Source organism: Pseudonocardia acidicola (assembly GCF_012911935.1).
Taxonomy (GTDB): Bacteria; Actinomycetota; Actinomycetes; order Mycobacteriales; family Pseudonocardiaceae; genus Pseudonocardia; species Pseudonocardia acidicola.
Genome location: NZ_JAAXLA010000008.1, coordinates 24970 through 50662 on the forward strand (window position 1 = coordinate 24970; position 25693 = coordinate 50662).

At 71.7% G+C, this 25693-nt stretch carries 28 protein-coding genes; 23 read left to right on the top strand and 5 right to left on the bottom strand.

The genetic code is table 11. The features are described 5' to 3' along the window. Nucleotides 1-208: 208 nt before the first annotated feature. From iolC to HF526_RS06460, 16 genes are all read left to right on the top strand, one after another. Nucleotides 209-1171 (top strand): 5-dehydro-2-deoxygluconokinase, encoded by a 963-nt coding sequence (iolC, locus tag HF526_RS06385; protein WP_169380335.1) that lies wholly within the window; start codon nucleotides 209-211, stop codon nucleotides 1169-1171. Beyond that, nucleotides 1164-2039 carry a Cgl0159 family (beta/alpha)8-fold protein gene (locus tag HF526_RS06390; RefSeq protein WP_169380336.1) on the top strand — a complete coding sequence of 292 codons (876 nt, stop codon included), beginning with the start codon at nucleotides 1164-1166 and terminating at the stop codon, nucleotides 2037-2039. The genes iolC and HF526_RS06390 overlap by 8 nt, the downstream gene beginning before the upstream one ends. Continuing rightward, the gene (gene iolB, locus HF526_RS06395) at nucleotides 2036-2938 is read left to right on the top strand and encodes a 5-deoxy-glucuronate isomerase (protein ID WP_338051333.1); all 903 of its coding nucleotides are present in this window, start codon (nucleotides 2036-2038) and stop codon (nucleotides 2936-2938) included. Before HF526_RS06390 ends, iolB begins: the two co-directional genes overlap by 4 nt. Beyond that, nucleotides 2935-4827 (top strand): 3D-(3,5/4)-trihydroxycyclohexane-1,2-dione acylhydrolase (decyclizing), encoded by a 1893-nt coding sequence (iolD, locus tag HF526_RS06400; RefSeq protein WP_169380337.1) that lies wholly within the window; start codon nucleotides 2935-2937, stop codon nucleotides 4825-4827. Before iolB ends, iolD begins: the two co-directional genes overlap by 4 nt. Next, the gene (locus tag HF526_RS06405) at nucleotides 4824-6320 is read left to right on the top strand and encodes a CoA-acylating methylmalonate-semialdehyde dehydrogenase (protein ID WP_169380338.1); all 1497 of its coding nucleotides are present in this window, start codon (nucleotides 4824-4826) and stop codon (nucleotides 6318-6320) included. The genes iolD and HF526_RS06405 overlap by 4 nt, the downstream gene beginning before the upstream one ends. A 9-nt stretch (nucleotides 6321-6329) precedes the next feature. Then, nucleotides 6330-7247: a TIM barrel protein gene (locus tag HF526_RS06410; protein ID WP_169380339.1), complete on the top strand. Its 918-nt coding sequence runs from the start codon at nucleotides 6330-6332 to the stop codon at nucleotides 7245-7247. 64 nt (nucleotides 7248-7311) lie between these two features. Continuing rightward, nucleotides 7312-8295 carry a substrate-binding domain-containing protein gene (locus HF526_RS06415; protein WP_169380340.1) on the top strand — a complete coding sequence of 328 codons (984 nt, stop codon included), beginning with the start codon at nucleotides 7312-7314 and terminating at the stop codon, nucleotides 8293-8295. Nucleotides 8296-8360: 65 nt separating this feature from the next. Beyond that, a complete protein-coding gene (locus tag HF526_RS06420; protein WP_169380341.1) occupies nucleotides 8361-9416 on the top strand; it encodes an ABC transporter permease in 1056 nt (351 codons plus the stop codon). 5 nt (nucleotides 9417-9421) lie between these two features. After that, on the top strand, nucleotides 9422-10237 hold the full coding sequence (locus HF526_RS06425) for an ATP-binding cassette domain-containing protein (protein ID WP_169380342.1): 816 nt from the start codon (nucleotides 9422-9424) through the stop codon (nucleotides 10235-10237). Between the two features lie 29 nt (nucleotides 10238-10266). Next, a complete protein-coding gene (locus tag HF526_RS36825) occupies nucleotides 10267-11280 on the top strand; it encodes a Gfo/Idh/MocA family oxidoreductase (protein WP_169380343.1) in 1014 nt (337 codons plus the stop codon). A 2-nt stretch (nucleotides 11281-11282) separates the two neighbouring features. After that, nucleotides 11283-12152, top strand: a complete 870-nt coding sequence (locus HF526_RS06435) for a TIM barrel protein (RefSeq protein WP_169380344.1) — start codon at nucleotides 11283-11285, stop codon at nucleotides 12150-12152. After that, on the top strand, nucleotides 12149-13195 hold the full coding sequence (locus HF526_RS06440; RefSeq protein WP_169380345.1) for a Gfo/Idh/MocA family oxidoreductase: 1047 nt from the start codon (nucleotides 12149-12151) through the stop codon (nucleotides 13193-13195). The genes HF526_RS06435 and HF526_RS06440 overlap by 4 nt, the downstream gene beginning before the upstream one ends. Beyond that, nucleotides 13192-14088, top strand: coding sequence for a sugar phosphate isomerase/epimerase family protein (locus HF526_RS06445; protein WP_169380346.1), 897 nt, complete (start codon nucleotides 13192-13194; stop codon nucleotides 14086-14088). The genes HF526_RS06440 and HF526_RS06445 overlap by 4 nt, the downstream gene beginning before the upstream one ends. A 93-nt stretch (nucleotides 14089-14181) precedes the next feature. Further along, complete coding sequence (locus tag HF526_RS06450) at nucleotides 14182-14919, top strand: heterodisulfide reductase-related iron-sulfur binding cluster (RefSeq protein ID WP_169380347.1); 738 nt, start codon at nucleotides 14182-14184, stop codon at nucleotides 14917-14919. After that, entirely contained in the window at nucleotides 14916-16391 is a 1476-nt protein-coding gene (locus HF526_RS06455) for a LutB/LldF family L-lactate oxidation iron-sulfur protein (protein ID WP_169380348.1), read from the top strand. Before HF526_RS06450 ends, HF526_RS06455 begins: the two co-directional genes overlap by 4 nt. Then, a complete protein-coding gene (locus HF526_RS06460; protein ID WP_169380349.1) occupies nucleotides 16388-17008 on the top strand; it encodes a LutC/YkgG family protein in 621 nt (206 codons plus the stop codon). Before HF526_RS06455 ends, HF526_RS06460 begins: the two co-directional genes overlap by 4 nt. Nucleotides 17009-17011: 3 nt before the next feature. Here the strand turns inward: HF526_RS06460 and HF526_RS06465 are convergent, their stop codons facing one another. Next, complete coding sequence (locus HF526_RS06465; protein WP_169380350.1) at nucleotides 17012-17281, bottom strand: YciI family protein; 270 nt, start codon at nucleotides 17279-17281, stop codon at nucleotides 17012-17014. A 174-nt stretch (nucleotides 17282-17455) separates the two neighbouring features. Here HF526_RS06465 and HF526_RS06470 point away from each other — a divergent pair, with 174 nt between their 5' ends. The 3 genes from HF526_RS06470 (at nucleotide 17456) to HF526_RS06480 (ending at nucleotide 19597) form a co-directional block, all read left to right on the top strand. Beyond that, the gene (locus tag HF526_RS06470; protein WP_169380351.1) at nucleotides 17456-18250 is read left to right on the top strand and encodes a 5-formyltetrahydrofolate cyclo-ligase; all 795 of its coding nucleotides are present in this window, start codon (nucleotides 17456-17458) and stop codon (nucleotides 18248-18250) included. Beyond that, nucleotides 18247-18762, top strand: a complete 516-nt coding sequence (locus tag HF526_RS06475) for an O-acetyl-ADP-ribose deacetylase (protein ID WP_169380352.1) — start codon at nucleotides 18247-18249, stop codon at nucleotides 18760-18762. Before HF526_RS06470 ends, HF526_RS06475 begins: the two co-directional genes overlap by 4 nt. A gap of 115 nt (nucleotides 18763-18877) precedes the next feature. Beyond that, nucleotides 18878-19597, top strand: coding sequence for a type 1 glutamine amidotransferase domain-containing protein (locus HF526_RS06480; protein ID WP_169380353.1), 720 nt, complete (start codon nucleotides 18878-18880; stop codon nucleotides 19595-19597). Between the two features lie 5 nt (nucleotides 19598-19602). Here the strand turns inward: HF526_RS06480 and HF526_RS06485 are convergent, their stop codons facing one another. Next, the gene (locus HF526_RS06485; RefSeq protein ID WP_169380354.1) at nucleotides 19603-19782 is read right to left on the bottom strand and encodes a hypothetical protein; all 180 of its coding nucleotides are present in this window, start codon (nucleotides 19780-19782) and stop codon (nucleotides 19603-19605) included. Between the two features lie 155 nt (nucleotides 19783-19937). Here HF526_RS06485 and HF526_RS06490 point away from each other — a divergent pair, with 155 nt between their 5' ends. The 4 genes from HF526_RS06490 to HF526_RS06505 all read left to right on the top strand — a co-directional run bounded on the left by HF526_RS06490 (nucleotide 19938) and on the right by HF526_RS06505 (nucleotide 23173). After that, nucleotides 19938-20879, top strand: a complete 942-nt coding sequence (locus tag HF526_RS06490) for an NAD-dependent epimerase/dehydratase family protein (protein ID WP_169380355.1) — start codon at nucleotides 19938-19940, stop codon at nucleotides 20877-20879. Between the two features lie 133 nt (nucleotides 20880-21012). Beyond that, complete coding sequence (locus tag HF526_RS06495) at nucleotides 21013-21924, top strand: heavy metal-binding domain-containing protein (RefSeq protein WP_169380356.1); 912 nt, start codon at nucleotides 21013-21015, stop codon at nucleotides 21922-21924. Then, complete coding sequence (locus HF526_RS06500; protein WP_338051334.1) at nucleotides 21921-22754, top strand: heavy metal-binding domain-containing protein; 834 nt, start codon at nucleotides 21921-21923, stop codon at nucleotides 22752-22754. Before HF526_RS06495 ends, HF526_RS06500 begins: the two co-directional genes overlap by 4 nt. Continuing rightward, nucleotides 22751-23173 (top strand): hypothetical protein, encoded by a 423-nt coding sequence (locus HF526_RS06505; RefSeq protein WP_239028389.1) that lies wholly within the window; start codon nucleotides 22751-22753, stop codon nucleotides 23171-23173. Before HF526_RS06500 ends, HF526_RS06505 begins: the two co-directional genes overlap by 4 nt. Here HF526_RS06505 and HF526_RS06510 read toward each other — a convergent pair. The 3 genes from HF526_RS06510 to HF526_RS06520 form a co-directional block, all read right to left on the bottom strand. After that, a complete protein-coding gene (locus tag HF526_RS06510; protein ID WP_169380357.1) occupies nucleotides 23170-23868 on the bottom strand; it encodes a hypothetical protein in 699 nt (232 codons plus the stop codon). The two genes, HF526_RS06505 and HF526_RS06510, sit on opposite strands and share 4 nt — an antisense overlap. Beyond that, nucleotides 23865-24302, bottom strand: coding sequence for a hypothetical protein (locus tag HF526_RS06515; RefSeq protein WP_169380358.1), 438 nt, complete (start codon nucleotides 24300-24302; stop codon nucleotides 23865-23867). The genes HF526_RS06510 and HF526_RS06515 overlap by 4 nt, the downstream gene beginning before the upstream one ends. A gap of 184 nt (nucleotides 24303-24486) precedes the next feature. After that, nucleotides 24487-25680: an AI-2E family transporter gene (locus tag HF526_RS06520; protein ID WP_338051335.1), complete on the bottom strand. Its 1194-nt coding sequence runs from the start codon at nucleotides 25678-25680 to the stop codon at nucleotides 24487-24489. Nucleotides 25681-25693: the final 13 nt, after the last annotated feature.

The following is a 25693-nucleotide window of genomic DNA, read 5'->3' on the forward strand; positions in this document are numbered from 1 at the left end:
CTTATGTCAGGACAAAGTATTGACGTACTGCTGTAACGAGCGTACACCTTGACGCGGTGGCCGACGTCACGGCGGCCGAAGTCGCCCAGCACCGACACCTGCTTCCAGCTGGACGCGGGGCCGCCTCGCCGGGTCCCCGGCGCCGATGTGCGGGAGCGAACGAGAGGACAGCGATGGCGCTGTACATGCTCTACCCAGGGCCCCACCGATGAGCGCCGGTGCGAGCGCCCCCGAGGTGCTGACCATGGGCCGGATGGGCGTCGACATCTACCCGTTGCAGGTGGGGGTGTCGCTGCGCGAGGTCGAGACGTTCGGCAAGTACCTCGGGGGCAGCCCGGCGAACGTCGCGGTGGCGGCCGCCCGCTACGGCCGGCGCAGCGCGATCATCTCCCGGACCGGTGCGGATCCGTTCGGGGAGTTCGTGCACGACGCCCTTCGGGGGTTCGGCGTCGACGACCGGTACGTGTCGGCCGTGCCGTCCCTGCCCACGCCGGTGACCTTCTGCGAGATCTTCCCGCCCGACGACTTCCCGCTGTACTTCTACCGTTTCCCGAAGGCCCCCGACCTGGAGATCCACGCCGACGAGCTGGACCTCGACGCCGTCCGCGACGCCGGCATCCTCTGGGTGACGGTCACGGGCCTGTGCCAGGAGCCCAGCCGGGAGGCGACCCTGCACGCCCTGCGCACCCGTGGCCGCCGCGGTACGACGGTCCTCGACCTGGACTACCGCCCCATGTTCTGGCCCTCTCGCGAGACGGCGCGCCGCTGGGTCCAGGAGGCGTTGCCGCACGTCACCGTCGCGGTCGGCAACCTCGACGAGTGCGACACGGCGGTCGGGGTGCGCGAACCGCGCACGGCCGCGCGGGCCCTGCACGAGGCCGGCGTGGAGCTGGCGGTGGTCAAGCAGGGACCGGCCGGTGTCCTGGCCTCCGACGGCCGGGCCGAGGTCGAGGTCCCTCCGGTGCCCGTCGACGTCCTCAACGGACTGGGCGCGGGCGACGCCTTCGGCGGCGCGCTCTGCCACGCCCTTCTCGCACGGTGGGAACTGGAGCGATCCATGCGGTTCTGCAACGCCGCCGGTGCCATCGTCGCATCACGCCTCGCGTGTGCCGACGCCATGCCGACCGCAGCCGAGGTCGAGGCCAAGATCGAGGAGGCCGTCCGTGCGTGAGGACCAGCTCCGCGAGCTCATCGAGACGCGCGTCCAGCGGCCCGCTGCGATCGCGGAGGCCGCGAGCCGCCGCCGGCGGCCCGACTCGCTCCTCGGCGAGCACGGCAGGCTGATGATGATCGCAGCGGATCACCCGGCGCGGGGGGCGCTACGGGCCGGTGATCGGCCGATGGCGATGGGTGACCGGGTCGACCTGCTGGATCGGCTGTGCCTGGCGCTGTCCCGCCCCGGGGTCAACGGGGTGCTCGGCACCCCCGACGTCCTCGAGGACCTGCTGCTGCTCGGGGCCCTGGACAGCAAGGTCGTGGTGGGCTCGATGAACCGCGGTGGCCTGGCCGGAACCTCCTTCGAGATCGACGACCGGTTCACCGCCTACGACGCGGCGAGCATCGCCGCCGCCGGCTTCGACGGGGGCAAGATGCTCACCCGCATCGACCCGGACGATGCCGGCACCGTGGCCACCCTCGAGGCCTGCGGGCGGGCGGTCAGCGACCTCGCCCGGCACCGCCTGATGGCGATGATCGAGCCCTTCATCTCGCACCGCCTCGACGGCCGGGTCCGCAACGAGCTGACCGGTGAGGCGATGACCCGGGCGATGTCCGTGGCCGCGGGGCTCGGATCGACGTCGGCCTACACCTGGCTGAAGGTCCCGATGGTGGACGACATGGAACGAGTCATGGCGGCCACGACCCTGCCGGCCCTCATCCTCGGCGGCGAGGTCACCGACGACCAGGACGCCGCGTTCGCGAGCTGGGCCAAGGCGCTGACGCTGCCCACCGTGCAGGGGCTGGTCATCGGCCGCTCGCTGCTCTACCCGCCGGGCGACGACGTCGCGGCGGCCGTCGACGCAGCGGTGAGCCTGCTGTGACCGGCCGGCACTCCCCCACCCGGCTCCCCCCCGTCGTCCGCCGCGGCGAGACCGCCGACGGCACGTTCTCACTCGTCATCGCCCCCGAGCAGGCCGGCTGGGGTTACAGCAGCCTGCGGGTCCTGGAGCTACCGGCCGGGGGCGGCGTGTCGTTCGGGACCGGCGAGGACGAGATGGTCGTCCTCCCGCTGTCCGGGTCCTGCACGGTGATCTGCGACGACGAGCGCTTCGAGCTCGCCGGGCGGCGCAACGTCTTCAGCCGTGTCAGCGACTTCGTCTACGTGCCCCGTGACGCCGAGGTCACGGTCTCGTCCGAGGCCGGCGGCCGGTTCGCCCTGCCCGGCGCGCGGGCCACCCGCCGGTTGCCCGCCCGCTACGGCCCTGCCGAGAACGTCCAGGTCGAGCTGCGCGGGGCCGGGCAGGCCAGCCGGCAGGTGAACAACTTCTGCACCCCGGAGGCGTTCGAGGCCGACAAGCTCATCGCCGTCGAGGTGCTCACCCCGGCCGGCAACTGGTCGTCGTTCCCGCCGCACAAGCACGACGAGCAGCGCGACGGCGAGGCGCAGCTCGAGGAGCTCTACTACTTCGAGGTCGCGGACGGGCCGGCCGGCCCGGGCGTCGGATACCAGCGCGTCTACACCTCCGGGCCCGGCCGGGAGATCGACATCTGCGCCGAGGTCGGCTCCGGTGACACCGTACTCATCCCGCACGGCTGGCACGGCCCGTCGATGGCCGCCCCGGGCTACGACCTCTACTACCTCAACGTCATGGCCGGTCCGAGTCCGGAGCGGGCCTGGCTGATCTGCGACGACCCGGCGCACTCCTGGGTCCGCGGCACCTGGGAGGGCCAACCCGTCGACTCCCGCCTCCCGCTCACCATCACCGAGGAGCAGCAGTGAGTACCGTCCGTCTCACCGTCGCCCAGGCGCTGGTCCGGTTCCTGGCGAACCAGTACAGCGAGCGCGACGGCGTGCAGCAGCGGTTGATCCCCGGCTGCTTCGGGATCTTCGGTCACGGCAACGTGGCCGGGGTGGGGCAGGCGTTGCTGGAGGCGCACGCCGTGGGGTCGGCGGATCTGCCCTACTACCTGGCCCGCAACGAGCAGGGCATGGTGCACGCCGCAGTGGGCTACGCCCGGATGCGCAACCGCCTGCAAGCGCTGGCCTGCACCGCCTCGATCGGCCCGGGCTCGACGAACATGCTGACCGGGGCCGCGCTGGCGACCACGAACCGGATCCCGGTGCTGCTGCTGCCCAGCGACGTCTTCGCCACCCGGGTCGCGAGCCCGGTGCTGCAGGAGTTGGAGCGGCCCGACGGCTACGACGTGTCGGTCAACGATGCATTCCGCCCGTTGTCGCGGTTCTTCGACCGGGTCTGGCGCCCCGAGCAGCTCCCGGCCGCGTTGCTGGGGGCGTTGCGGGTGCTCACCGACCCGGCCGAGACCGGCGCGGTCACCCTGGCGTTGCCGCAGGACGTGCAGGCCGAGGCGCACGACTGGCCCGACGAGCTGTTCGCGAAGCGCGTCTGGCACATCCCGCGCCCGGTGCCGGAGCCGGCCGCGCTGGCCCGCGCGGTGGCGACCCTGCGCTCGGCGCGGCGGCCGCTGCTCGTGGCCGGCGGCGGGGTGCACTACAGCGAGGCCACCGCGGCGCTGCGCCGCTTCGCCGAGGCCACCGGCATCCCGGTGGCCGACACCCAGGCCGGCAAGGGCGCGATCCTCTGGGAGCACCCGCTCGCCGTCGGCGGGGTCGGCTCGACCGGCTCCCCGGTGGCCAACGCGCTGGCCCGGGAAGCCGACGTGGTGCTCGGTGTCGGCACCCGCTACAGCGACTTCACCACCGCCTCCCGGAGTGCGTTCCAGAACCCGGACGTGCGGTTCGTCAACCTCAACGTCGCCTCCTTCGACGCGGCCAAGCACGCCGGCGAGATGCTCGTGGCCGACGCCAGGAGCGGGCTGGAGGCGCTGACCGAGGCGCTGGACGGCTACCGCGTGCAGAACACGTGGAGCGCGCACCGCGAGCGGTGGGACCGGGTCGTCGCCGAGGCCTGTCACCTCGGACACCAGCCGCGGCCGGCGCAGACCGAGGTGCTCGGCGCGCTCAACGAGACGATCGGTCCCGACGCCGTGGTGGTGCAGGCGGCCGGCTCGATGCCCGGTGACCTGCAGATGCTGTGGCGCGCGCAGGACCCGAAGCAGTACCACGTCGAGTACGCCTACTCGTGCATGGGCTACGAGGTCGCCGGCGCACTGGGGGTCAAGATGGCCGCCCCGGACCGCGAGGTGTTCGCGCTGGTCGGCGACGGCTCCTACCTGATGATGGCGTCGGAGATCGTCACCGCGGTGTCGGAGGGGATCAAGCTCAACCTCGTCATCGTGCAGAACCACGGGTTCGCCTCGATCGGCGCGCTGTCCGAATCGCTGGGCTCCCAGCGTTTCGGCACGAGCTACCGCTACCGCGACGCCGGGACCGGCCTGCTCGACGGCGCGAAGCTCCCGATCGACCTCGCCGCCAACGCCGAGAGCCTCGGCGCCGACGTGATCCGGGTGACGAGCATCGAGGAGTTCCGGGCCGCCGTCGCGCAGGCCCGCGCCGCCACGCGCACCACCGCGATCCACATCGAGACCGACCCGCTCGCGCCCGTGCCCTCCCCGGAGAGCTGGTGGGACGTGCCGGTCTCCGAGGTGGCCCAGCTGACGAGCACCCAGCAGGCCCGCAAGACCTACGAGGCGCACAAGGCCGACCAACGGCCCCTGATCACGCCAATCTCCCAGGAGGGATCGCGTTGAGGACCATCACGCACTGGATCGGCGGCAAGCCGGTGTCCGGGTCGTCCACCCGCACCGGTCCGGTGTGGAACCCGGCCACGGGCGAGCAGCAGGCCGAGGTGGTGCTCGCGGGCGCGGAGGACCTCGACGCGGCGGTCCGGACCGCGCAGGCGGCGTTCGAGCGGTGGTCGCAATCGTCGCTGAGCCAGCGGTCGAAGATCCTCTTCGCCTTCCGCGAGCTGGTGAACGCCCGCACCCAGGAGCTGGCGGAGGTCATCGCCGACGAGCACGGCAAGGTCGTCTCCGACGCCCGCGGCGAGGTCCAGCGTGGGCTCGAGGTCGTGGAGTTCGCCTGCGGCATCCCGACCCTGCTCAAGGGCGGGTACTCCGACCAGGTCTCGACCGGGGTGGACGTGTTCTCCTTCCGCCAGCCGCTGGGCGTCTGCGCCGGGATCACCCCGTTCAACTTCCCGATCATGGTGCCGATGTGGATGCACCCGGTTGCGATCGCGTGCGGCAACACGTTCGTGCTCAAGCCGAGCGAGCGCGACCCGAGCGCGTCGCTGCTGGTCGCCGAGCTCTGGGCCGAGGCCGGGCTGCCCGAGGGCGTGTTCAACGTCGTGCAGGGCGACAAGGAGGCCGTCGACGCGCTGCTCGACCACCCGGGAGTCGCGGCGGTGTCGTTCGTGGGGTCGACACCGATCGCGAAGTACATCCACCGGCGCGGCACGGCCAACGGCAAGCGCGTGCAGGCCCTCGGCGGGGCGAAGAACCACGCGATCGTCCTCCCGGACGCGCCGATCGACTACGCCTCGGACCACCTGGTCGCCGCAGCCTTCGGGTCGGCGGGAGAGCGCTGCATGGCGATCTCCGCGGCCGTCGCCGTCGGCTCCGCCGCCGACGAGCTCGTCGCGGCCGTGAGCGACAAGGCCCGCGCGGTCAAGGTCGGCCCCGGCCGCGACCCGGACAGCGAGATGGGTCCGGTCGTCACCCGCGCCGCCCGCGACCGCATCGTGGGCCTCATCGGCACCGGTGAGCAGCAGGGTGCGCGGCTCACCGTCGACGGGCGCGGCCTGTCGGTCCCGGGCCACGAGAACGGCTTCTTCGTCGGCCCCACGGTGATCGACGACGTCACGACCGAGATGGACGTCTACCGCGAGGAGATCTTCGGACCGGTGCTCTCGGTGGTGCGCGCCGACTCGGTGGACGACGCCATCGCACTGATCAACTCCAATCCGTACGGCAACGGCACCGCCGTCTTCACCTCCAGCGGTGAGGCGGCGCGGCGGTTCCAGCGCGGGGTGAACGTCGGGATGATCGGCATCAACGTCCCGATCCCGGTGCCGATGGCCTACTACTCGTTCGGCGGCTGGAAGGACTCCCTGTTCGGGGACAAGCACATCCACGGTCCCGAGGGTGTCTCGTTCTACACCCGCGCCAAGGTCGTCACCTCGCGGTGGCCGCACGTCGAGGCCGCCAGCGGTGCCACCTACCACTTCCCTACGGCGAACTGAAGGTCACCGATGACCGATCTCTCCCGCCTCCGCCTGGGCACCGCCCCCGACTCGTGGGGCGTCTGGTTCCCGGACGACCCGAACCAGGTCCCGTGGGACCGTTTCCTCGACGAGGCCGCCGAGGCCGGCTACTCCTGGATCGAGCTGGGTCCGTACGGCTACCTGCCGACCGACCCCGAGCGGCTGCGCGACGAGCTGGGCCGCCGCGGCCTGCGGCTGTCCGGCGGCGCGGTGTTCGCCGGCCTGCACCGCGGCGCCGACGCGCTGGCTCGGGCCGTCGAGGACTGCCGGCAGGAGGCGAGGCTGCTGACCGCGCTCGGCGCGAGGCACCTCGTGTTGCTCCCGGAGATCTACTCCGAACTGGACGGTTCGCTGAACCAGCCCGTCGACCTCAGCCCGGATCAGTGGCGAGACCTGACCACCGGCATGTCGACGCTGGCCCGCACCCTGCACGACGAGTCCGACGTGGAGCTGGTGTTCCACCCGCATGCCGACAGCCACGTCGGCACCCAGCCGCAGGTCGAGCGGTTCCTCGCCGACACCGACCCCGACCACGTGCAGCTGTGCCTGGACACCGGGCACATCTCCTACTACGACGGCGACAACATCGCCATCATCCGGACCTTCCCCGAGCGCATCGGCTACGTGCACCTCAAGCAGGTCGATCCGGCGGTGGTCCAGCGCGTGCGCGAGCAGCAGCTCGGTTTCGCCCCGGCGGTCCGGCTCGGTGTGATGGTGGAACCGCCGAACGGTGTCCCCGAGATGCAACCGCTGCTCGACGTCCTCGGCGGCCTCGACGTGGATCTGTTCGCGATCGTCGAGCAGGACCTCTACCCCTGCGACAAGGACGTGCCGCTGCCCATCGCGACGCGCACGGCCCAGTACCTCGGCAGTTGCGGACTCCGCCCGGTCTCGCGCCGCGCCTGAGATCCCCGACAACCCCCTCGCGCAGCCCTCCGCCCGGTCGGCTGCCCACAGAAAGGATCACTCGATGAGGAGTACCCGGAAGTCGGTGCGCGGGCTGGCCGTCGCAGCCATCCTCGCGACGGTGCTGGCGGCCTGCAGCAGCGGGGGCGGCAAGGCTCAGTCCAGCCAGGCCGGCGGCGCCACCAGCACGAGATACACGATCGCGATGGTCACCCACGAGCAGGCCGGTGACACCTTCTGGGACAAGATCCGGGCCGGCGCACAGGACGCGGCGGCACAGCTCAACATCGATCTGAAGTACTCCAACAACGAGAACTCGCCCGAGCAGGCGACACTGGTCCAGAACGCCATCGACAGCAAGGTCAACGGCCTCGCCGTCACGCTGTCCGACCCGGCGGCGGTCGGCCCGGCGGTCCAGCGGGCCGCGGCCGCGGGCATCCCGGTCGTGGTGTTCAACCAGGGCTTCGACCAGTACAAGCAGTACGGCGGCAAGATGTACTTCGGCTCCGACGAGGATCTCGCCGGTCAGGCCGCCGGTCAGCGGATCGCGCAGGAAGGCGGCGGCGGGAAGACCGTCTGCGTCATCCAGGCCCAGGGTTCGGTGGCGCTGGAGACCCGGTGCGCCGGCGTGAAGAAGGCCAACCCGAACACCGAGAACCTCCAGGTCAACGGCGCCGACCTGCCGTCGGTGCAGCAGACGATCGGCTCCAAGCTGCAGCAGGACCCGTCGATCACCCACATCGTCACCCTCGGCGCGCCGATCGCGATGGCCGCGCTGCAGGCCGAGCAGGCCGTGAACAGCAAGGCCAAGATCGCCACCTTCGACCTCAACGCCGACGCCGCGCAGGCGATCAAGAACGGCCAGATCGAGTTCTCGATCGACCAACAGCCCTACGTCCAGGGCTACATGGCCGTCACCGCGCTGTGGCTGAACCTGACCAACGGCAACGACCTGGGCGGCGGCAGGCCGGTTCTGACCGGACCGTCCTTCGTCGACAAGACCAACATCGACCAGATCGCCAAGTACACCCAGAACAACAAGCGGTAGCCCGGCCCCGGGGGAGCCGACACCGATCGGCTCCCCCGGCCCACCGCCCACCCCGGGAGCACCCCATGAGTTCACCCGTGGCGACGCAGCCGTCGCCCATCACCGAAGAACCGGTACGTCCCCCTCGGTCGCTGTTCTCGCGGCTGCTTGCGCGGCCGGAGATCGGCGCCGTCGCCGCGGCCATCGCGATCTTCATCTTCTTCTTCGCCGTCGCGCCGCCGTTCCGGGATACCGCGGCGCTGTCGACGGTGCTCTACGCCAGTTCGACGATCGGGATCGTCGCGGTCGGCGTGGCCCTGCTCATGATCGGCGGCGAGTTCGACCTGTCGGCCGGCGTCTCCGTGGTCACCTCGGCGCTCGCGGCGGCCCTGGTGTCCTACCAGTTGTCCCTGAACGTGTGGGCCGGCGTCGTCATCAGCCTGGGCGTCGCGCTGCTCATCGGTTTCATCAACGGCTACCTGGTGGTGCGCACCGGGATCCCCAGCTTCCTCATCACGCTGAGCACGTTCTTCATGCTCCGCGGGATCAACCTGGGTGTCACAAAGGCCCTGACCGGCACGGTGGCGTCGGACAACGCCTCCAGGCTGGACGGTTTCAGCACGGCGAAGGCGATCTTCGCCTCCGATCTCAACCTCGGCTTCATGACCGTGAAGGTGACGGTGCTGTGGTGGCTGCTGTTCGTGGCCATCGGCACCTGGGTCCTGCTCCGCACCCGGATCGGCAACTGGATCTTCGCTTCCGGTGGCAACGCGGCCAGCGCCCGCGCGGTCGGCGTGCCCGTGCCGAAGGTCAAGATCGGTCTGTTCATGACCGTGGCGTTCCTGGGCTGGTTCCTGGGGATGCACCTGCTGTTCAACTTCAGCAGCGTGCAGTCCGGCCTCGGCGTCGGCAACGAGTTCATCTACATCATCGCGGCGGTGGTCGGTGGCTGTCTGCTCACCGGTGGCTACGGCTCGGTCATCGGTGCGGCGATCGGTGCGTTCATCTTCGGGATGACCACGCAGGGCATCGTCTTCGCCGGCTTCGACCCGAACTGGTTCTTCACCTTCCTCGGCGCGATGCTCCTGCTCGCGGTGCTGGTGAACCTCTACGTGAAGAACTACTCGAGCCGGAGGAGGTGATCACCATGACCGACACGATCATGGAGCACGCCGATCCGCAGTTGCACCGGGGCGAACCGCTCGTCGAGATGGAAGGCGTCGGCAAGGCCTACGGCGCCATCCGCGCGCTGGAGGGCATCAACCTGCGGGTCAACGCCGGTGAGGTGGCGTGCGTGCTGGGCGACAACGGCGCCGGCAAGTCGACCCTGATCAAGATCATCTCCGGGTTGCACCCGCACACGGAGGGCACGCTGCGCGTCGACGGCACCGAGGTCCACTTCGGTTCGCCACGGGAGTCGCTCGACCTCGGCATCGCAACCGTGTACCAGGACCTCGCCGTGGTGTCGCTGATGGAGGTCTGGCGCAACTTCTTCCTCGGTTCGGAGATCCGCAAGGGCAACTACCCGCTCGCCCCGCTCGACATCAAGGCGATGCGGGAGATCGCCGACACCGAGCTCAAGAAGATGGGCATCCACGTCAAGGACATCAACCAGCCGATCGGCACGCTGTCGGGCGGTCAGCGCCAGTGCGTGGCGATCGCGCGCGCGGTGTACTTCGGCGCCCGGGTGCTGATCCTCGACGAACCGACGGCGGCCCTGGGCGTCAAGCAGTCCGGCGTGGTGCTCAAGTACACCGCCGCCGCCCGTGACGCGGGCCTGGGCGTCGTGTTCATCACCCACAACCCGCACCACGCCTTCATGGTGGGTGATCACTTCATCATCCTGAAGCTCGGCCGCCGGGTGCTGGACAAGAAGCGTGCGGAGGTGACCCTCGAGGAGCTCACCACCGAGATGGCGGGCGGCCAGGAGCTGGCCGAACTGTCGCACGAGCTGAAGCGGTAAGCCCCTTCCCAACCAGAGGAGTACTCGACGTGACACTCAACGTCGGTGTCATCGGCGTGGGCATGATCGGCCAGGACCACATCCGCCGGCTGACCGACGTCCTGTCGGGGGCGCGGGTCGCCGCGGTCACCGACGTGGACCTCGACCGCGCCCGCACGGTCGCGGACGACCTGCCCGGCGCCACGCTGCACCCGAGCGGCCAGGACCTCATCGCGGCCCCGGGCGTCGACGCGGTGCTGGTCACCTCGTGGGGACCGACCCACGAGGAGTACGTGCTCGCGTGCATCGCGGCCGGCAAGCAGGTGTTCTGCGAGAAGCCGCTGGCCACCACCCGGGAAGCCTGCCAGCGCATCGTCGATGCCGAGGTCGCCGCCGGTCGGCGACTGGTGATGGTCGGCTTCATGCGCCGCTACGACGCCCGGTACCGGGCCATGAAGGAGGCCGTGACCAGCGGGGACATCGGCGCGCCGCTGCTGATGCACGCGTCGCACCGCAACCCGTCGGTGCCGTCCTTCTTCACCAGCGACATGATCATCAACGACAGCGCGGTCCACGACATCGACGTCGCCCGGTGGATGTTCGACGACGAGATCGCCGCGGTCACGGTGCTGAAGCCGCGGGTGAGCAGCAAGGCCGCGGCGGGGTTCGACGACCCGCTGGTGGTGCTGCTGGAGATGACCAGCGGCGTGCTCGTCGACGTCGAGGCCTCGGTGAACGCGGCGTACGGCTACGACATCCGCGGCGAGGTCGTCTGCGAGGACGGCACCGTCGAGTTGTCCGAGAGCGCGGGCGCGATCGTCAAGCGCGCGGGCCACTTCTCCGGGCGGGTGCCCGCGGACTGGCGGGAGCGCTTCGCCCGCGCGTTCGACACCGAATTCCAGGCCTGGATCGACGCGGTCACCGCGGGCACCACCACCGGTCCGAGCGCGTGGGACGGGTATGCCGCCACCGTCGTGTGCGACGCCGGTCTGGCGGCGCTGAGCAGCGGGCAGCGCATCCCGGTCGTCCTGGGCGAGCGGCCCGACCTCTACAAGGAGATCTGATCGTGAAGATCGCCGTCGATCCGTACATGCTGCGCAGGGTCCCGCTGCTCGAGCTGCCCGCACTGGTCGCGGAGCTGGGGTACCGGCACATCGAGCTGTCCCCGCGCGAGGACTTCATGCCGTTCTTCCTGCATCCGCGGGCGGACCGGGCCACCATCGCCGCGTTCCGGCAGGCGCTGGCGGGGGCGGGCGTGGAGATCTCGTCGGTGCTGCCGCTCTACGCGTGGTCCGGCCCGGACGAGGACGAACGCCAGGCCGCCGTCCGCTACTGGAGACGGGCCATCGAGATCACCGTGGACCTCGGCTGCGACGTGATGAACTCCGAGTTCAACGGCAGGCCCGAGGCGTCGGCGGCCAGTGAGGCGCAGTTCTGGCGCTCCCTCGAGGAGTTGCTGCCGGTGTTCGAGCGGGAGGGCGTCCGGCTGGTCCTGGAACCGCACCCGGACGACTTCATCGAGGACGGCATCGCCGCGGTGAACATGATCCGCGGCATCGACTCCGAGTTCGTGTCGTTCCTCTACTGCGCTCCGCACACCTTCCACCAGGGCGGCAACCTCGCGGAGATCATGCGCCACGCCGGTCCGCTGCTCACCCACCTGCACATCGCCGACTCGTTCGACCACACCGGGTCGTCGGGGCTGCGCTACATCGTCAACCCGCCCGGTTCCACCGCACGCATCCACCAGCACCTCGACGTCGGACAGGGCGAGGTCGACTGGGAGCTGTTCTTCACCACCCTGGCCGAGGTCGGCTTCGACGGCATCGCGACGGTGTGCGTCTTCGCCTGGGAGGAGCGGGCGCGCGAGTCCCTGGTGTTCAACCGGGAGAAGGTACAGGAATACGTGACCAAGTACGGCGCGGGCCGTTCGTGAGCGGGCAGGTCGCGGTCGGGCTCGCCGGGCTGGGCCGGATGGGGCGCATCCACGCCACCAGCCTGGCGTCGCGCTGCGCGGCGGCCCGGCTGGCGTGGGTCTACGACGCCAACGAGGCGGTCGCGCGGGAGGTCGGCGAGCAGTTCGGCGTGCCCTGGGTGACCTCGTTCGCCGACCTGCTGGCCGGCGACCGGGTCGAGGCGGTCGCCGTCGCGACGCCCAGCGGGTCGCACGCGGACCTGTCCGTCGCCGCGGCACAGGCCGGCAAGCACGTCTTCTGCGAGAAGCCGATCTCGCTGGACCGGCGGACCGCACTGGACACGATCGACGCGATGCGCCGGACCGGGGTGACCTTCCAGGTCGGGTTCCACCGCCGGTTCGACCCGGACTGGGTCGCGGTCGTGGACCGGATCCGCGCCGGGGAGCTCGGCGAGGTGCACCTGTTCCGGACCTCGCTGCGGGACATGACGGCTCCGCCGGTGGAGTTCCTGGCCGGTTCCGGCGGGTTCTTCCTCGACGTCACGGTGCACGACCTCGACACCGCCCGCTGGATGGTCGGCGAGATCGTGGAGGTGAGCGCGCACGGCGCCGCCGTGTCGGATCCCGCGCTCGCCGAGATCGGCGACATCGACACCGCCGTCGTCGTGCTGCGGTTCGAGGACGGCGCGCTCGGTGTGATCGACAACAGCCGGGCGGCCGGGTACGGCTACGAGTGCTCGACCGAGGTGATGGGGAGCAGGGCGACCGCCCGGATCGACGCCCCGCAGCGCCGTCAGTACGAATGGCGCACACCCGGGCAGGCGTCGCGCGACCTGGTCCGGGACTTCTCCGACCGCTTCCCGTGGGCCTACGCCGAGGAGCTCGACGCGTTCGCGCGCTGCGTCCGCGACGGCAGCCCGCCGCGGGTGACCGGACTGGACGCGCTCGCCGCCTTCGACCTGGCACGCGCCGCCGACCGGTCCTGGCGGACGGGGCTGCCGGTCGCGGTGAAGCCGCACCGTAGGGACGACGGCGTCGTCTACGAGCTGGAGGGGCGAGCATGACCGCTGCCGACACGGCCACCGGCAGGATCGCCGGGGCGCCGATCTCGTGGGGCGTCTGCGAGGTGCCGGGATGGGGCTACCAGCTGGCCCCGGAGCGGGTGCTCGCCGAGATGCACGAGGTCGGGCTCGCGGCGACGGAACTGGGGCCCGAGGGGTTCCTGCCCGCCGCGCCGGCCGCGACGGCCGACGTGCTGGCCCGGCACCACCTGCAGGCCGTCGGCGGGTTCACCCCGCTGCTGCTGCACGTCCCCGGCCACGATCCGGTCCCCGAGGTGCAGACCCTGCTGGAGGCCTACCGCGCGACGGGGTCGGCGACCCTGGTCCTGTCGGCCGTCACCGGCTCCGACGGCTACGACACCCGTCCCGAGCTCGACGAGCCGGGATGGGCGACCCTGCTGTCCAACCTGGACCGGCTCGCCACGCTCGCCGCGGGCCGAGGGGTCCGGGCCGTGCTGCACCCGCACGTCGGCACCATGGTCGAGAACGGCGAGGACGTGCAGCGGGTGCTCGAGGGATCGTCGATCCCGCTGTGCCTGGACACCGGGCACCTGCTCATCGGCGGCACGGATCCCGCGGAGCTGACCCGGCAGGCGCCGGAGCGGATCGCCCACACCCACCTCAAGGACGTCGACTCGACGCTGGCCGCGCGGGTGCAGTCCGGACGGCTCACCTATACCGAGGCCGTGCGGAGGGGGATGTACCGCCCCCTCGGTGCCGGCGACGTCGACGTGCCCGCGATCGTCGGGCACCTGCGGGCCCACGGCTATGACGGCTGGTACGTCCTCGAGCAGGACACGATCCTCACCGAGGAACCGCGGGGCGACGGCCCGGTCGCCGACGTGCATGCGTCCGCCGAGCACCTGCGGGCCGTGCTCCGCGGCGGCCCGGTGTAGGCCGGCCGGACGGGTCCGCCGCTGCGCGTCCCGGGGAGCACCGCGATAGTGGGTACCCCGGGCCCGACCGGCCGGCGGAGAGGAGAGGCCCTCGTGCGCATCGCGCTGTTCGTCACGTGTCTGGCCGACGCGCTGTACCCCGACGTGGGGAAGGCGACGGTGACGCTGCTGGAGCGGCTCGGGCACGAGGTGGTGTTCCCGGCGGCGCAGACGTGCTGCGGGCAGATGCACGTCAACACCGGCTACCAACGGGAGGCGCTGCCGCTGGTGCGCCACCACGTGGAGACGTTCGAGCCCTACGACGTGATCGTGGCGCCGTCCGGGTCCTGCGTCGGGTCGGTGCGCCACCAGCACACGATGGTCGCGCGCCGGGCCGGGGACGAGCCGCTCGCCGCGCGCGCCGAGGCCGTCGCCGCGCGCACCTACGAACTGTCCGAACTGCTGATCGACGTCCTCGGCGTCGAGGACGTCGGTGCCTACTACCCGCACCGGGTCACCTACCACCCGACGTGCCACTCGTTGCGCATGCTCCGGGTGGGCGACAAGCCGCTGCGGCTGCTGCGCCGGGTGCGCGGGATGACGCTGCTGGAGCTGCCCGAGGCCGACCAGTGTTGCGGGTTCGGCGGCACGTTCGCGGTCAAGAACGCCGACACCTCCACCGCGATGCTGGCCGACAAGATGCGCAACGCCCTCGACACCGGCGCGGAGTTCACCACCGCCGGGGACTCCTCGTGCCTGATGCACATCGACGGCGGGCTGAGACGGCTGCGCAGCGGCACCACGACCGTGCATCTCGCCCAGATCCTGGCCCACACGGAGGCCCCGGCGTGAGCACATTCCTCGGACTGCCCGTGCACGCCCCGCGCGGCGTCGGGCACCTGCGCGGCGCCGAGCCGTTCCCCGATGCCGCCCGCAAGGCGCTCGGCGACCCCCAGCTGCGGCGCAACATCGGCCACGCCACGCACTCCATCCGCGCCAAACGCGCCGCCGTCGTCTCCGAGCTCACCGACTGGGAGGAACTGCGCCGGGCCGGCGAGGCGATCAAGGCCGCGACCATGGCCCGGCTCGACGAGCACCTGGAACGCCTGGAGCGCGAGGTCACCGCCCGCGGCGGCACCGTGCACTGGGCCCGCGACGCCGCCGAGGCCAACCGGATCGTCACCGATCTCGTCCTGGCCACCGGCCACCGCGAGGTGGTCAAGGTCAAGTCGATGGCCACCCAGGAGATCGGGCTCAACGAGGCGCTCGAGGCCGCCGGCATCAGCGCGCAGGAGACCGACCTCGCCGAGCTGATCGTCCAGCTCAGCCACGACCAGCCCTCGCACATCCTGGTCCCGGCCATCCACCGCAACCGTGCGGAGATCCGGGAGATCTTCCTGCACACCATCCCCGGCGTCGACCGCTCGCTGACCGACGACCCGCACCAGCTCGCCGAGGTCGCCCGCCGGTTCCTGCGGGAGAAGTTCCTGCACGCCAAGGTCGCCGTCTCCGGGGCGAACTTCGGGGTCGCCGAGACCGGCGGGCTCGTCGTCGTCGAGTCCGAGGGCAACGGCCGGATGTGCCTGACCCTGCCCGAGACACTGATCACCGTGATGGGCATCGAGAAGGTGGTGCCGACCTGGCAGGACCTGGAGGTCTTCCTGCAACTGCTGCCCCGCTCCTCGACCGGCGAGCGGATGAACCCGTACACCTCGGCCTGGACCGGGGTCACCCCCGGGGACGGCCCGCAGGCCTTCCACCTGGTGCTGCTGGACAACGGCCGCACCGCGACGCTGGCCGACGACGTGGGCCGGGCCGCGCTGCACTGCATCAAGTGCTCCGCCTGCCTCAACATCTGCCCGGTGTACGAGCGGACCGGCGGCCACGCCTACGGTTCGGTCTACCCCGGGCCGATCGGTGCGGTGCTCAGCCCGCAGCTCACCGGGGTGGAGGACAACGCGTCGCTGCCCTACGCCTCGACCCTGTGCGGAGCCTGCTTCGACGTGTGCCCGGTGCGCATCGACATCCCGTCGCTGCTGGTCCGGTTGCGCGCCGAGCACGTGGAGGAACACCGGGCCACGCACCGGGTGCCCACCGCCGAGGCGGTCGCGATGGCCGCAGCAGCCTGGACGATGGCCTCCCCCGCCCGCTTCGCCCGGGCCGAGAAGGCCTCCCGGCTGGGCCGGTTGCTGGGCCGCGACTCGGGCAGCATCGGCGTCCTGCCCCCGCCGCTGTCGGCGTGGACCGCCAGCCGCAACGCCCCGGTGCCACCGAAGGAGACGTTCCGCGAATGGTGGGGCCGGACGAGAGGACCTGCGCGATGAGCTCCCGCGACGCGATCCTGGCCGCGATCCGCACCGCCAACACCTCCGCGCCGGTGGTGCCGGCGATCGAACGCACCTACCGCCGCCGTGGCGAGCACCTGCCGGGCTCCCCCGCGCTGCTCGACCTGTTCGCCGACCGGCTCGTCGACTACAAGGCCGTCGTGCACCGCACCCCGGCGGCCGAACTCGCCGCGACCCTGCGGGCTGCGCTCGACCAGGTCGGCGCGACCGGCCGCCCGGTGCTGCTGCCGCCGGAGCCGCCCGCCGACTGGGGCCTGCACGGCACCCTCGACGACGGCACCCCCACCCCCGTCGACCTCGACGGGTTCGCCGCCGTGGTCAGCGGGTGCGCGGCCGCGTGCGCGGAGACCGGCACCATCGCCCTCGACGGCTCCCCGGACCAGGGGCGCCGCGCGATCACGCTCGTCCCGGACGTACACCTCTGCGTCGTGCACACCGGCCAGGTCGTGCAGACCGTCCCGGAGCTCATCGGACGGCTCGTCCCCGACCGGCCGATCACGTTCGTCAGCGGGCCGTCGGCCACCAGCGACATCGAACTGCAGCGGGTCGAGGGCGTGCACGGGCCGCGGACGCTGATCGTCGTCCTGGTCAGCTGATGCTCAGGGAGTGAGGACCTCGTTCCACTCCTGCACCCGGTGGCTGCGCACCACGCCACCGGTGACGAACGGGTCGCCGGCGATGAACTCGTCGGCGGCCTCGCGGGAGGTGAACACGCCCATGGCGCCGGTCGGCGGGGAGCCGAGCGCACCGGCCATCAGCAGGGTTCCGCGGGCGTGGAAGTCCTTCAGCCGCTCCTGGTGCGCCTGCAGGTGCGGCGCCGCCGCGGTCGCGACGTCGTCGACGGCCTCGTAGAACACCACGTACTTCATTGCCTGCCTCCTCGGTGCGCGTACGCGACAGCTGCGGTCGACGACCGGCTCGTTCCGGCTCGCCGCGTGCGTTACTCATGATCGCCGGTCCCGGGACCACCCGGCCATCGGTGACCGGAACGTCCCGGGAACGTCGATCACCATCGGCACCGCCCCCCGTGACAGGCTTCCCCCATGGCACGAGGCCGACGACACGATCACGACGCGGGTGGCGACCCGGAACTGCTGGCGGCCAAGGCCGCACTGCGCGACGAGGTGTGGACGGCCCTGGCCGAGGCCGGGGTGGCCCGCTTCCCCGGCGCCCGCAATCGGATCTCGAACTTCACCGGCGCCGAGGCGGCCGCGCAGCGACTGCGCGAGACGCGTGAGTGGGCGCGGGCCCGGTGCGTGAAATCCAACCCCGACTCCGCGCAGCTGCCGGTGCGCCAGCGCGCACTGGAGGACGGCAAGACCGTCTACATGGCCGTGCCGAAGCTGGCCGAGCCCGACCCGTTCTTCCTGCTCGACCCCGACCATCTCGCCGATCCGCCGCGCCGCGCCGTGTCGATCAAGAACGCGACCCGGTCGGCCCGGCGGGTCGCGGTGGCCGACCTGAGCCCGGTCGAGCTCGTCGTCACCGGGTGCGTCGCCGTCGGTGAGGACGGGGCGCGGCTGGGCAAGGGCGGCGGGTTCGCCGATCTGGAGTTCGCGCTCGCGTCCGAGGCGGGGCTGATCGGGCCGGACACCGTCGTCGTCACCACCGTGCACGAACTGCAGGTCCGCCCGGCCGGCACGATCCCGACGGCCGCGCACGACGCCCCCGTCGACCTGATCGTCACCCCGGAACGGATCATCGACTGCCGGGGACGGCGCGGCGAGCGGCCCGCGGAGTTCATCCGCTGGTCCGAGCTCACCGAGGAGAAGATCGCCGCAATCCCGCTGCTGCAGGCACTGCGCCAGGGCACCATGGGGCAGGGAGGTCAGTCATGAAAACCGAGATCGTCCTCGTCCGCGGCGACATCACCGAGGAGGAGGTCGACGCCGTGGTCAACGCCGCCAACTCCTCGCTGCTGGGCGGAGGCGGCGTCGACGGCGCGATCCACCGCCGCGGCGGCCCCGAGATCCTGGCCGCGTGCCGCGAGCTGCGGGCCGCCCGCTATCCCGAGGGGCTGCCCACCGGGCACGCGGTCGCCACCACCGCCGGTCGGCTGCCGGCCCGCTGGGTGATCCACACCGTGGGCCCGGTGCACTCCCGGTCGGAGGACCGCTCCGAACTGCTGGCCTCCTGCTACCGCGAGTCGCTGCGGGTCGCCGATGAGCTGGGCGCGGCCACGGTCGCGTTCCCGGCGGTCTCGGCCGGGGTCTACGGCTGGCCGCTCGACGACGCGGCGCGGATCGCGGTGCAGACCGTGCGGGCCACCCCCACATCGGTCCGGGAAGCCCGTTTCGTGCTGTTCAACCCCGAGGCCGAGGACGCGTTCGCCCGGGCCCACCGCGGCTGACCCGGGAGGGCCACCGGGGTCACCGGGATTCCACCCGACGGGCCGGGGAGCCGGCGCGCACCACCGACGAGGCTGGGTCGCGCGGGTGACGGCCCGCGATCAGCTGGAGGTGGGCATGGCTCGGATCCTGATGGTGCTGTCGGGCAGCGACCACTGGACGCTCAAGGACGGCACCCGCCACGCGACCGGCTACTGGGCCGAGGAGTTCGCGGTGCCGCACCGGATGTTCCGGGAGGCCGGGCTCGACGTGCAGGTCTCCACTCCCGGTGGGGTGCGGCCGATCGTCGACCCGGTGAGCCTCAGCCCCGAGCGCAACGGCGGCGACGAGCAGAAGGTCATGGAGCTGCGCCAGTACCTCGAGTCGATCGACGGTGAGCTCGCCCGGCCGCTGCCGCTCGAGGAGGCCGCCGCCCGCGCGGGCGACCACGACGCCGTGTTCATCCCCGGCGGACACGCGCCGATGGAGGACCTGCCGACGAACGCCGCGCTCGGCAGCATCCTGACCGACCTGTGGAACAGCAGCCGGCTGATCGTCGCGCTCTGCCACGGGCCGGCCGGGCTGCTGTCGGCGAACCGGGAGGACGGCAGCTGGCTGTTCGCCGGGAGCCGGCTCACCGCGTTCACCGACGAGGAGGAACGCCAGGGCGGGCTCGCCGACCGCGCACCCTGGCTGCTGGAGGACCGGCTGCGCGAACGCGGCGCGATCTTCGAAGCGGGCCCGCCGTGGCAGCCGCACGTCGTCGTCGACGGTGACCTGATCACCGGGCAGAACCCGGCGTCGTCCAAGGACACCGCGTCGCGCACCCTCGGAATGCTGCAGGCCCTCCAGCACTGATGCGGCTAGACCTCCGGGTAGAAGGAGGCGAGCAGCACGTCGAGTTCCATGAGGTCGGGGTGCGCGAAGAACGCGAAGTTCCGGTGGTCCACGGGGCAGCCCGGCTGGTGCTGCAGTTCGCCGGATACACGGGTCGCGCGGCAGTGCTTGCAGGGAACAGGCACCAGGGGATACCGAACGCTCACGAACTCTCCTCCCACATGCGCGCGCCGGTCGCCGGGAAGACGGGGAGCACCCGGAATGCGGCGCGCAGGGCGTTCGGCAGGTTAGTCAGCGCGACGCGCGCGCTTCCAGCGCGTGTGCCGGGGGTTACGCCGGGTCGCCGTGGGTAGCCTGCAGAATGCGCATCCTGGTCACCGGCGCGCGCGGCAAGGTCGGTGCCGCGACGATCCACCATCTGCTCCGATCCGGTCACGAACTCACCGCCGTCGACAGCGCACCGCCGGTCTACGAGCGGGCCCGGGAGGTCCGCTACATCCAGGCGGACCTGACCGACGCCGGGCACGCCGCGGCCGTCGTCCCCGGGCACGACGCCGTGGTGCACGCCGCGGCGATCGCCAGCCCGGTGAAGAACCCACCGCACGTGATCTTCCAGAACAACGTGATGGCGGCCTACAACACGCTGGAGGCCGCCGAGCGCTCCGGCGTACGGCGTTTCGTGCACCTGTCCAGCGAGACCGTCCCCGGCTTCTCCTATCCGACGCGCTACTTCCACGCCGACTACGCGCCCGTCGACGAGGAGCACCGCGTCGCGCCGCAGGACAGCTACGGACTCTCCAAGTGGGTCGGCGAGACCCTCATGGATGCCGCCGTCGCGCGCTCGGACATGGCCGGGGTGTCGATCCGGCCGACGTGGATCCAGTGGGAGGGCAACATCGAGCGCAACGTCGGGCCGATCGTGCGCGCCCGCGGCGCCGACACGAGCGCGTCGTTCTGGTCGTACGTGTCCGTCTACGACGTGGCCGACCTGATCGGCCTGGCCGCAACCGCCGACCTGCCCGGTCACGAGGTGCTCTACGCCGCGGCTGCCGACAATGCCAACGGGATGCCGCTGCACGAACTCGTCCGCCGGCACTTCGGTGACGAGGTGGAACTGCGTCCGGTGCCACGCGCGGACGCGTCGGGGATCTCGTGTGCCAAGGCCGTCCGGCTGCTGGGCTGGAAGCCCTCGCGGAGCTGGCGGGACATGCTCGACTCCGACGGCTACCTGCTGCCGGAGATCCAGGACCTGCTCGACGCGGGCCGCACCGGGGTCCAGCTGGGGTGGGCGGCCATCTCCTGAGCCGCCGTGGCGTCCGGTGTGTCCCGTGATGTCCCGCCGTGTCCGGACCGTCCCTGACCTGCGGTGATCCGCTCGCGACCTGGCAGCGGAGAGGGATAGGGTCGCCTCCGGAACCGGGTACGGAGGAGACGCGGTGGCAGAGTGGGACGGGCACGGCTTGCCGCCGGTGGCCGCTGAACGCGTGCGCCGCGCGGCGGCGGGCGGGCCGTGGACGTCCCTGCTGCCGGTCCCGGGCGCAGCCGGGTTGCAGGCCGCCGGCTTCGAACCCGCCGGCGAGGTGATGGGCTCCATGGTCCAGCGGATCGGCTGGGCGGGCTACCGCGGCTGCGGCTGGTACGGCGGCTTCGGAGGCGGGTTCGGGGGCGGGTTCGGCCCGGGCACCGTGACCTCCTCGGCACCGAGCTCGTTCGCCGGCTACCGGCCCTACGTCGAGGCGCTCTACCGCGGCTACGGCACCGCGCTGTCGCGGATGCGCCAGGAGACCGCCGCGATCGGCGGCGACGGCGTCGTCGGGGTCCGGCTGACGATGTCGCACCTCGACGGCGGGGCCCGCGAGTTCACCGCGCTGGGCACCGCGGTGCGCGCCAGGAGCCGGCAGCGACCGGGGCGGCTGTTCAGCACCGACCTGGTCGGCCAGGACGTCGCCAAGCTGGTGCTGGCCGGCTGGATGCCCACCGACATCGTCTACGGCATCTCGGTCGCGATCCGGCACGACGACTGGCAGACCCAGCGGCAGGCGTCGTGGGGCGCGGGCAACGTCGAGGTCTCCGGCTACACCGAGCTGATCACGCACGCGCGCGCCGACGCCCGGGCCCGGCTCGCCCGGCAGGTGCAGGAGGTGGGCGCCGAGGGCGCGATCGTGTCGTCGATGAGCCTGCACGTCGGGGAGATCGAGCCGTCGGAGAACCATCGCGACCACGTCGCCGAGGCGACGGTGTTCGGCACCGCGCTCGTGCGGTTCCACGCCCAGCCCACCGCACCCACCCGCTCGCTGACCGTCCTACCGCTGCGCCCGAGCTCCCGACCGCCGAGGAGAGAGTCGTGACCGCCGATCCCACCGAGCTGGGCATCCCCTCCGATGCGATGCGCCGGCTGGCCGAGATGCGCCCGGGCCAGACGACCAGCCTGTTCACCTCGGACCTGTCGGTCAACGAGTTCCTGCTGGTCCGGGAGGCGGGATTCCGCCCGCTCGGGCTGGTACTGGGTTCGAGCATCTATCACGTCGGGTTCCAGGTGGGGCGATGGAACCGCAATCAGGAGCTGACGACGTTGTCGCAGGCGATGTACCACGCGCGCGAGCTCGCGATGACCCGGATGGAGGCCGAGGCCGACCAGCTCGGCGCCGACGGGATCGTCGGAGTGCGGCTGGACATCGAGTTCAAGGAGTTCGGCTCCGATCTCGCCGAGTTCATCGCCGTCGGCACGGCGGTCAAGGCCGACGAGCCGCAGACTCCGGACGGCGGATCGTGGCGCAACAACCGCAATCAGCCGTTCACCTCCGACCTGTCCGGGCAGGACTTCTGGACGTTGATCCAGGCCGGGTACGCGCCGCTGGGCATGGTGATGGGGACCTGCGTCTACCACATCGCCCACCAGCGGTTCTGGCAGGCGATGAGCAACATCGGGCAGAACGTGGAGCTGCCGCAGTTCACCGAGGCGCTCTACGACGCGCGTGAGCTCGCGATGAGCCGGATGCAGACCGAGGCCGAACAGCTGCACGCCGAGGGCATCGTCGGGGTGCAGCTGCTCTCGCACGGACACCGGTGGGGCGGGCACACCACCGAGTTCTTCGCGATCGGCACGGCGGTCCGTCCGCTGCGCCCGGACCACCGGATCGCCACCCCGCAGCTCGTGCTCCCGCTGGTCGACTCATGACCATGGAGCCGAGCGGGCTGGGGCCGATGGGCGACGTCCAGCTGCTCGCCTCGAGGCTGCGGGCGGACCGGACCGACGTCGCCTCCTACGCCCGGGTGCTCAGCGGCGCGCTGGCCGACGCACTGCCACCGGGCATGGTGGAGGTCCAGACGCGGCGCAGCCTCGCCGACCGAGTCGCGGGACGCGACGGCCGCGCAGTCGGGGTGACCGTGCACGGCGAGAACCGCGAGCTGGCACTGCGCGAGGGCCCGCGCGGCGGGGTCGAGGCCGAGGTGCGGCAGGTCGTGCGCGGGGTGGTGATCAGCCGGAAGGCTGTCGGCATCGAACAGTGGCTGCAGGCGCTCGCGGAGGACATCACGCGACTGGCCGCGCGGGATGCGGCGGCACGGGAGGTGCTGGAGCGCCTGTTGCACGGCTAATGAGACTGATGCGGTGGGTCCATGCTCCCGGACGCACGCCGGTGGTTCGCATGGCCGACCGCCGCGCAGCTGATGGCGGCGAGCAGCATCGTGCCCGCACCCCCCACCATCGCTGCCCACGCCGCGCCTTCATGGAGGCGCGGGTAGCTCATCGCCACGATCACGGCCACCACGGCGGCGGCCGGCAGGGCCAGGGCGGCCCTTCGCGGCGAGCGAAGCAGCGTCACCGCCAGGTCGATGGCCATGAGGACGGCGACCGCCACCGCCGCACCGAGCGTGAACTCCCGCGCCCCGACCGGGACGTCTGCGCGGGTAAGACGGCCGGCGACGAGCAGCAGAACCGCGCCGAGTGCAACCGCCAGCAACGCCGCACCGGCCAGTTCCCAGGCCAGAGGCGAGGCCCGGTCTCGGTCCTGGCGGCGCCGGGGGATGAACGACCACGCCTGGGCGGTGTAGTGGCGTCGGGCCAGGGCACCGAGTCCCGCCGTCGCGACGAAGGCGACCAGCGGCACCACCGCGCTGGTGCTGGCGAACCAGACCAGCGCGGCCAGACAGGCGCTCACCGCCGGGCCGGCTACGGCATCGAGCAGGTGGGCGGTCCGGAACGGGCGCCGTGACTCGGGCAGGTCGAGCGGATGCACCAGCGGCTGGACCGCCGGGTCGGGCAGATCGACGAGCTCGGTCAGTTCCTTCACGGTCGGCTCCAGGGGACGTGGTCGAGAAAGGGGCCCATCCGCTGAGCCCTGGCGATGTCGTAGACCTTCTGCCGGGAGACCCCCAGCGCTGCCGCGACCGAGACAGCGCTGAACTCCTCCAGCAGCGCGTCGACGGCGGTGGCCCGCACTGCGGCGGCTCGCGAGGTCAGGTGCGCGGTCAGCGCGCCGACCTCGGCGGCCAGCAGTGCGACCGCCAGCGGGCCGCCGAAGCGATCGGCCCACTGCGGATCGCCGGAGCGGCTGGCGGCGAACAGGTCGTCGCCGCCGTCGGCGAGCACCTGCACCACCTGCTCCGCGGTGATTCCGCACTCGGCCAGTCGGGCCGCGGCCTCCGCTCGCGCCTGCGGCTGTGGCCGATGCGCGAGCGCCACGTCCCAGTCGAGCGTGGTGTCACCTCTGGGTTGACGCCTCACGCCGCAGAGTCTGCGACAACCGCTCCGGCCATGTCAACCCGGGGATGACAAGGCAGCCCTCCGGCAACTCCGCATCCCACCGCTCTGTGCAGCCGCTGCCCTGCCACCCCCGGGTATGCACTCCTCTGACGGACCCATCCATCAGTCTCATCTGCCGTACTCAGCAGCCACTGACACCGACGAGTCAGGCCCGGTCGAGGCGCGGGAAGACGACCTCGCGCACGATGAGCAGCACCGCGGCGGCGGTCGGGATCGCGACGAGGGCGCCGACGACGCCCAGCAGCACCCCGCCGAGCAGCACTGCGACCACCGTCAGGGCGCTGGGCACCTTCACCGTCCGACCGATGATCGTCGGGACGAGCAGGTAGTCCTCGAAGAAGCGGTAGCCGACGTAGAAGGCGGCGGTTGCCAGCGCGACCGGCCACGACACGGTCAGCGCCACCAGCGAGACGATCAGGCCACCCAGCGTGGAGCCGATCACCGGGATCAGGTCGAGCAGGCCCACCAGGATGGCGAGCGTCAGCGCGTAGGGCACGTGGAAGATCTCCAGCCAGATGAACGTACCCAGCCCCACGATCACCGCGAGGATCCCGGTCCCCAGCACGTAGGCGCCGACTTTGGCGAACACCGCGTCGCCGATCAGGACGGCCCGGGGCCGCCGCGACGCCGGGACGAAGCGGTACAGCACGGCCCGGATCATGGGCAGCGAGGCCAGGAAGTACACCGTGAGTACCAGAACCACCACCACGCTCGTCACCAGGCTGAACACCACCGCGCCGGCGCCGAAGATCCCGGTCAGCAGCGCCGAGGTGTCCCCGCTGAGCAGATGTTCCAGGCGTTGCTGGAGCTGGAAGCGATCGTAGAGCTGGCCGAGGACCGTGCTGCGATCGTGGATCTGCTGCAGCAACCGCGGCGCCTCCTGAGCGAGCGCGGATGACTGGGTGGCGAGCGGAACGATGGCCGCGGCGAGAAAGCCGCCGACGAGCACGGCCAGGCCGGCGACGACCACCGTCACCGCCGCCCACCGCGGCAGCCAGCGCCGCGCCAGGTAGGACACCGCCGGTTCCAGGCCCATCGCGCCGAACAGTCCGAGGCCGATGAGCACGAGCGCCTGGTGGGCGGAGACGACCACCTGGAACAGCACGTACGTGACGGCGACCCCCGCGGCCCCGGTCAGGCCGATGATGAACGGGGACCGGCGGTTGAGCGGGGCGCCGGGTTGGCCGAGGGGGCGGTCCACGGTGGCGAGCAATGCCGCCTCCCGTTCGGCCTCGGCGATGGGACCCTCTCGGTCGGTATGAGGCTGGGCGACGAGCGGGTGGTGACCGAGAGGCGGCCCAACCTCCATCGCGTCCAGGTTCTCGTCGGTCAATGCCACGGCGCTCACCGTC

Excerpts from the sequence above, each read along its gene's own strand:
- HF526_RS06425 (WP_169380342.1), top strand. The coding sequence starts at position 9,422 with ATGACCGACACGATCATGGAGCACGCCGATCCGCAGTTGCACCGGGGC.
- HF526_RS06505 (WP_239028389.1), top strand. The coding sequence starts at position 22,751 with ATGACCATGGAGCCGAGCGGGCTGGGGCCGATGGGCGACGTCCAGCTG.
- HF526_RS06490 (WP_169380355.1), top strand. The coding sequence starts at position 19,938 with ATGCGCATCCTGGTCACCGGCGCGCGCGGCAAGGTCGGTGCCGCGACG.
- iolC (WP_169380335.1), top strand. The coding sequence starts at position 209 with ATGAGCGCCGGTGCGAGCGCCCCCGAGGTGCTGACCATGGGCCGGATG.
- HF526_RS06420 (WP_169380341.1), top strand. The coding sequence starts at position 8,361 with ATGAGTTCACCCGTGGCGACGCAGCCGTCGCCCATCACCGAAGAACCG.
- HF526_RS06475 (WP_169380352.1), top strand. The coding sequence starts at position 18,247 with ATGAAAACCGAGATCGTCCTCGTCCGCGGCGACATCACCGAGGAGGAG.
- HF526_RS06445 (WP_169380346.1), top strand. The coding sequence starts at position 13,192 with ATGACCGCTGCCGACACGGCCACCGGCAGGATCGCCGGGGCGCCGATC.
- HF526_RS06410 (WP_169380339.1), top strand. The coding sequence starts at position 6,330 with ATGACCGATCTCTCCCGCCTCCGCCTGGGCACCGCCCCCGACTCGTGG.
- HF526_RS06460 (WP_169380349.1), top strand. The coding sequence starts at position 16,388 with ATGAGCTCCCGCGACGCGATCCTGGCCGCGATCCGCACCGCCAACACC.
- HF526_RS06415 (WP_169380340.1), top strand. The coding sequence starts at position 7,312 with ATGAGGAGTACCCGGAAGTCGGTGCGCGGGCTGGCCGTCGCAGCCATC.
- HF526_RS06465 (WP_169380350.1), bottom strand. The coding sequence starts at position 17,281 with ATGAAGTACGTGGTGTTCTACGAGGCCGTCGACGACGTCGCGACCGCG.
- HF526_RS06480 (WP_169380353.1), top strand. The coding sequence starts at position 18,878 with ATGGCTCGGATCCTGATGGTGCTGTCGGGCAGCGACCACTGGACGCTC.
- HF526_RS06470 (WP_169380351.1), top strand. The coding sequence starts at position 17,456 with ATGGCACGAGGCCGACGACACGATCACGACGCGGGTGGCGACCCGGAA.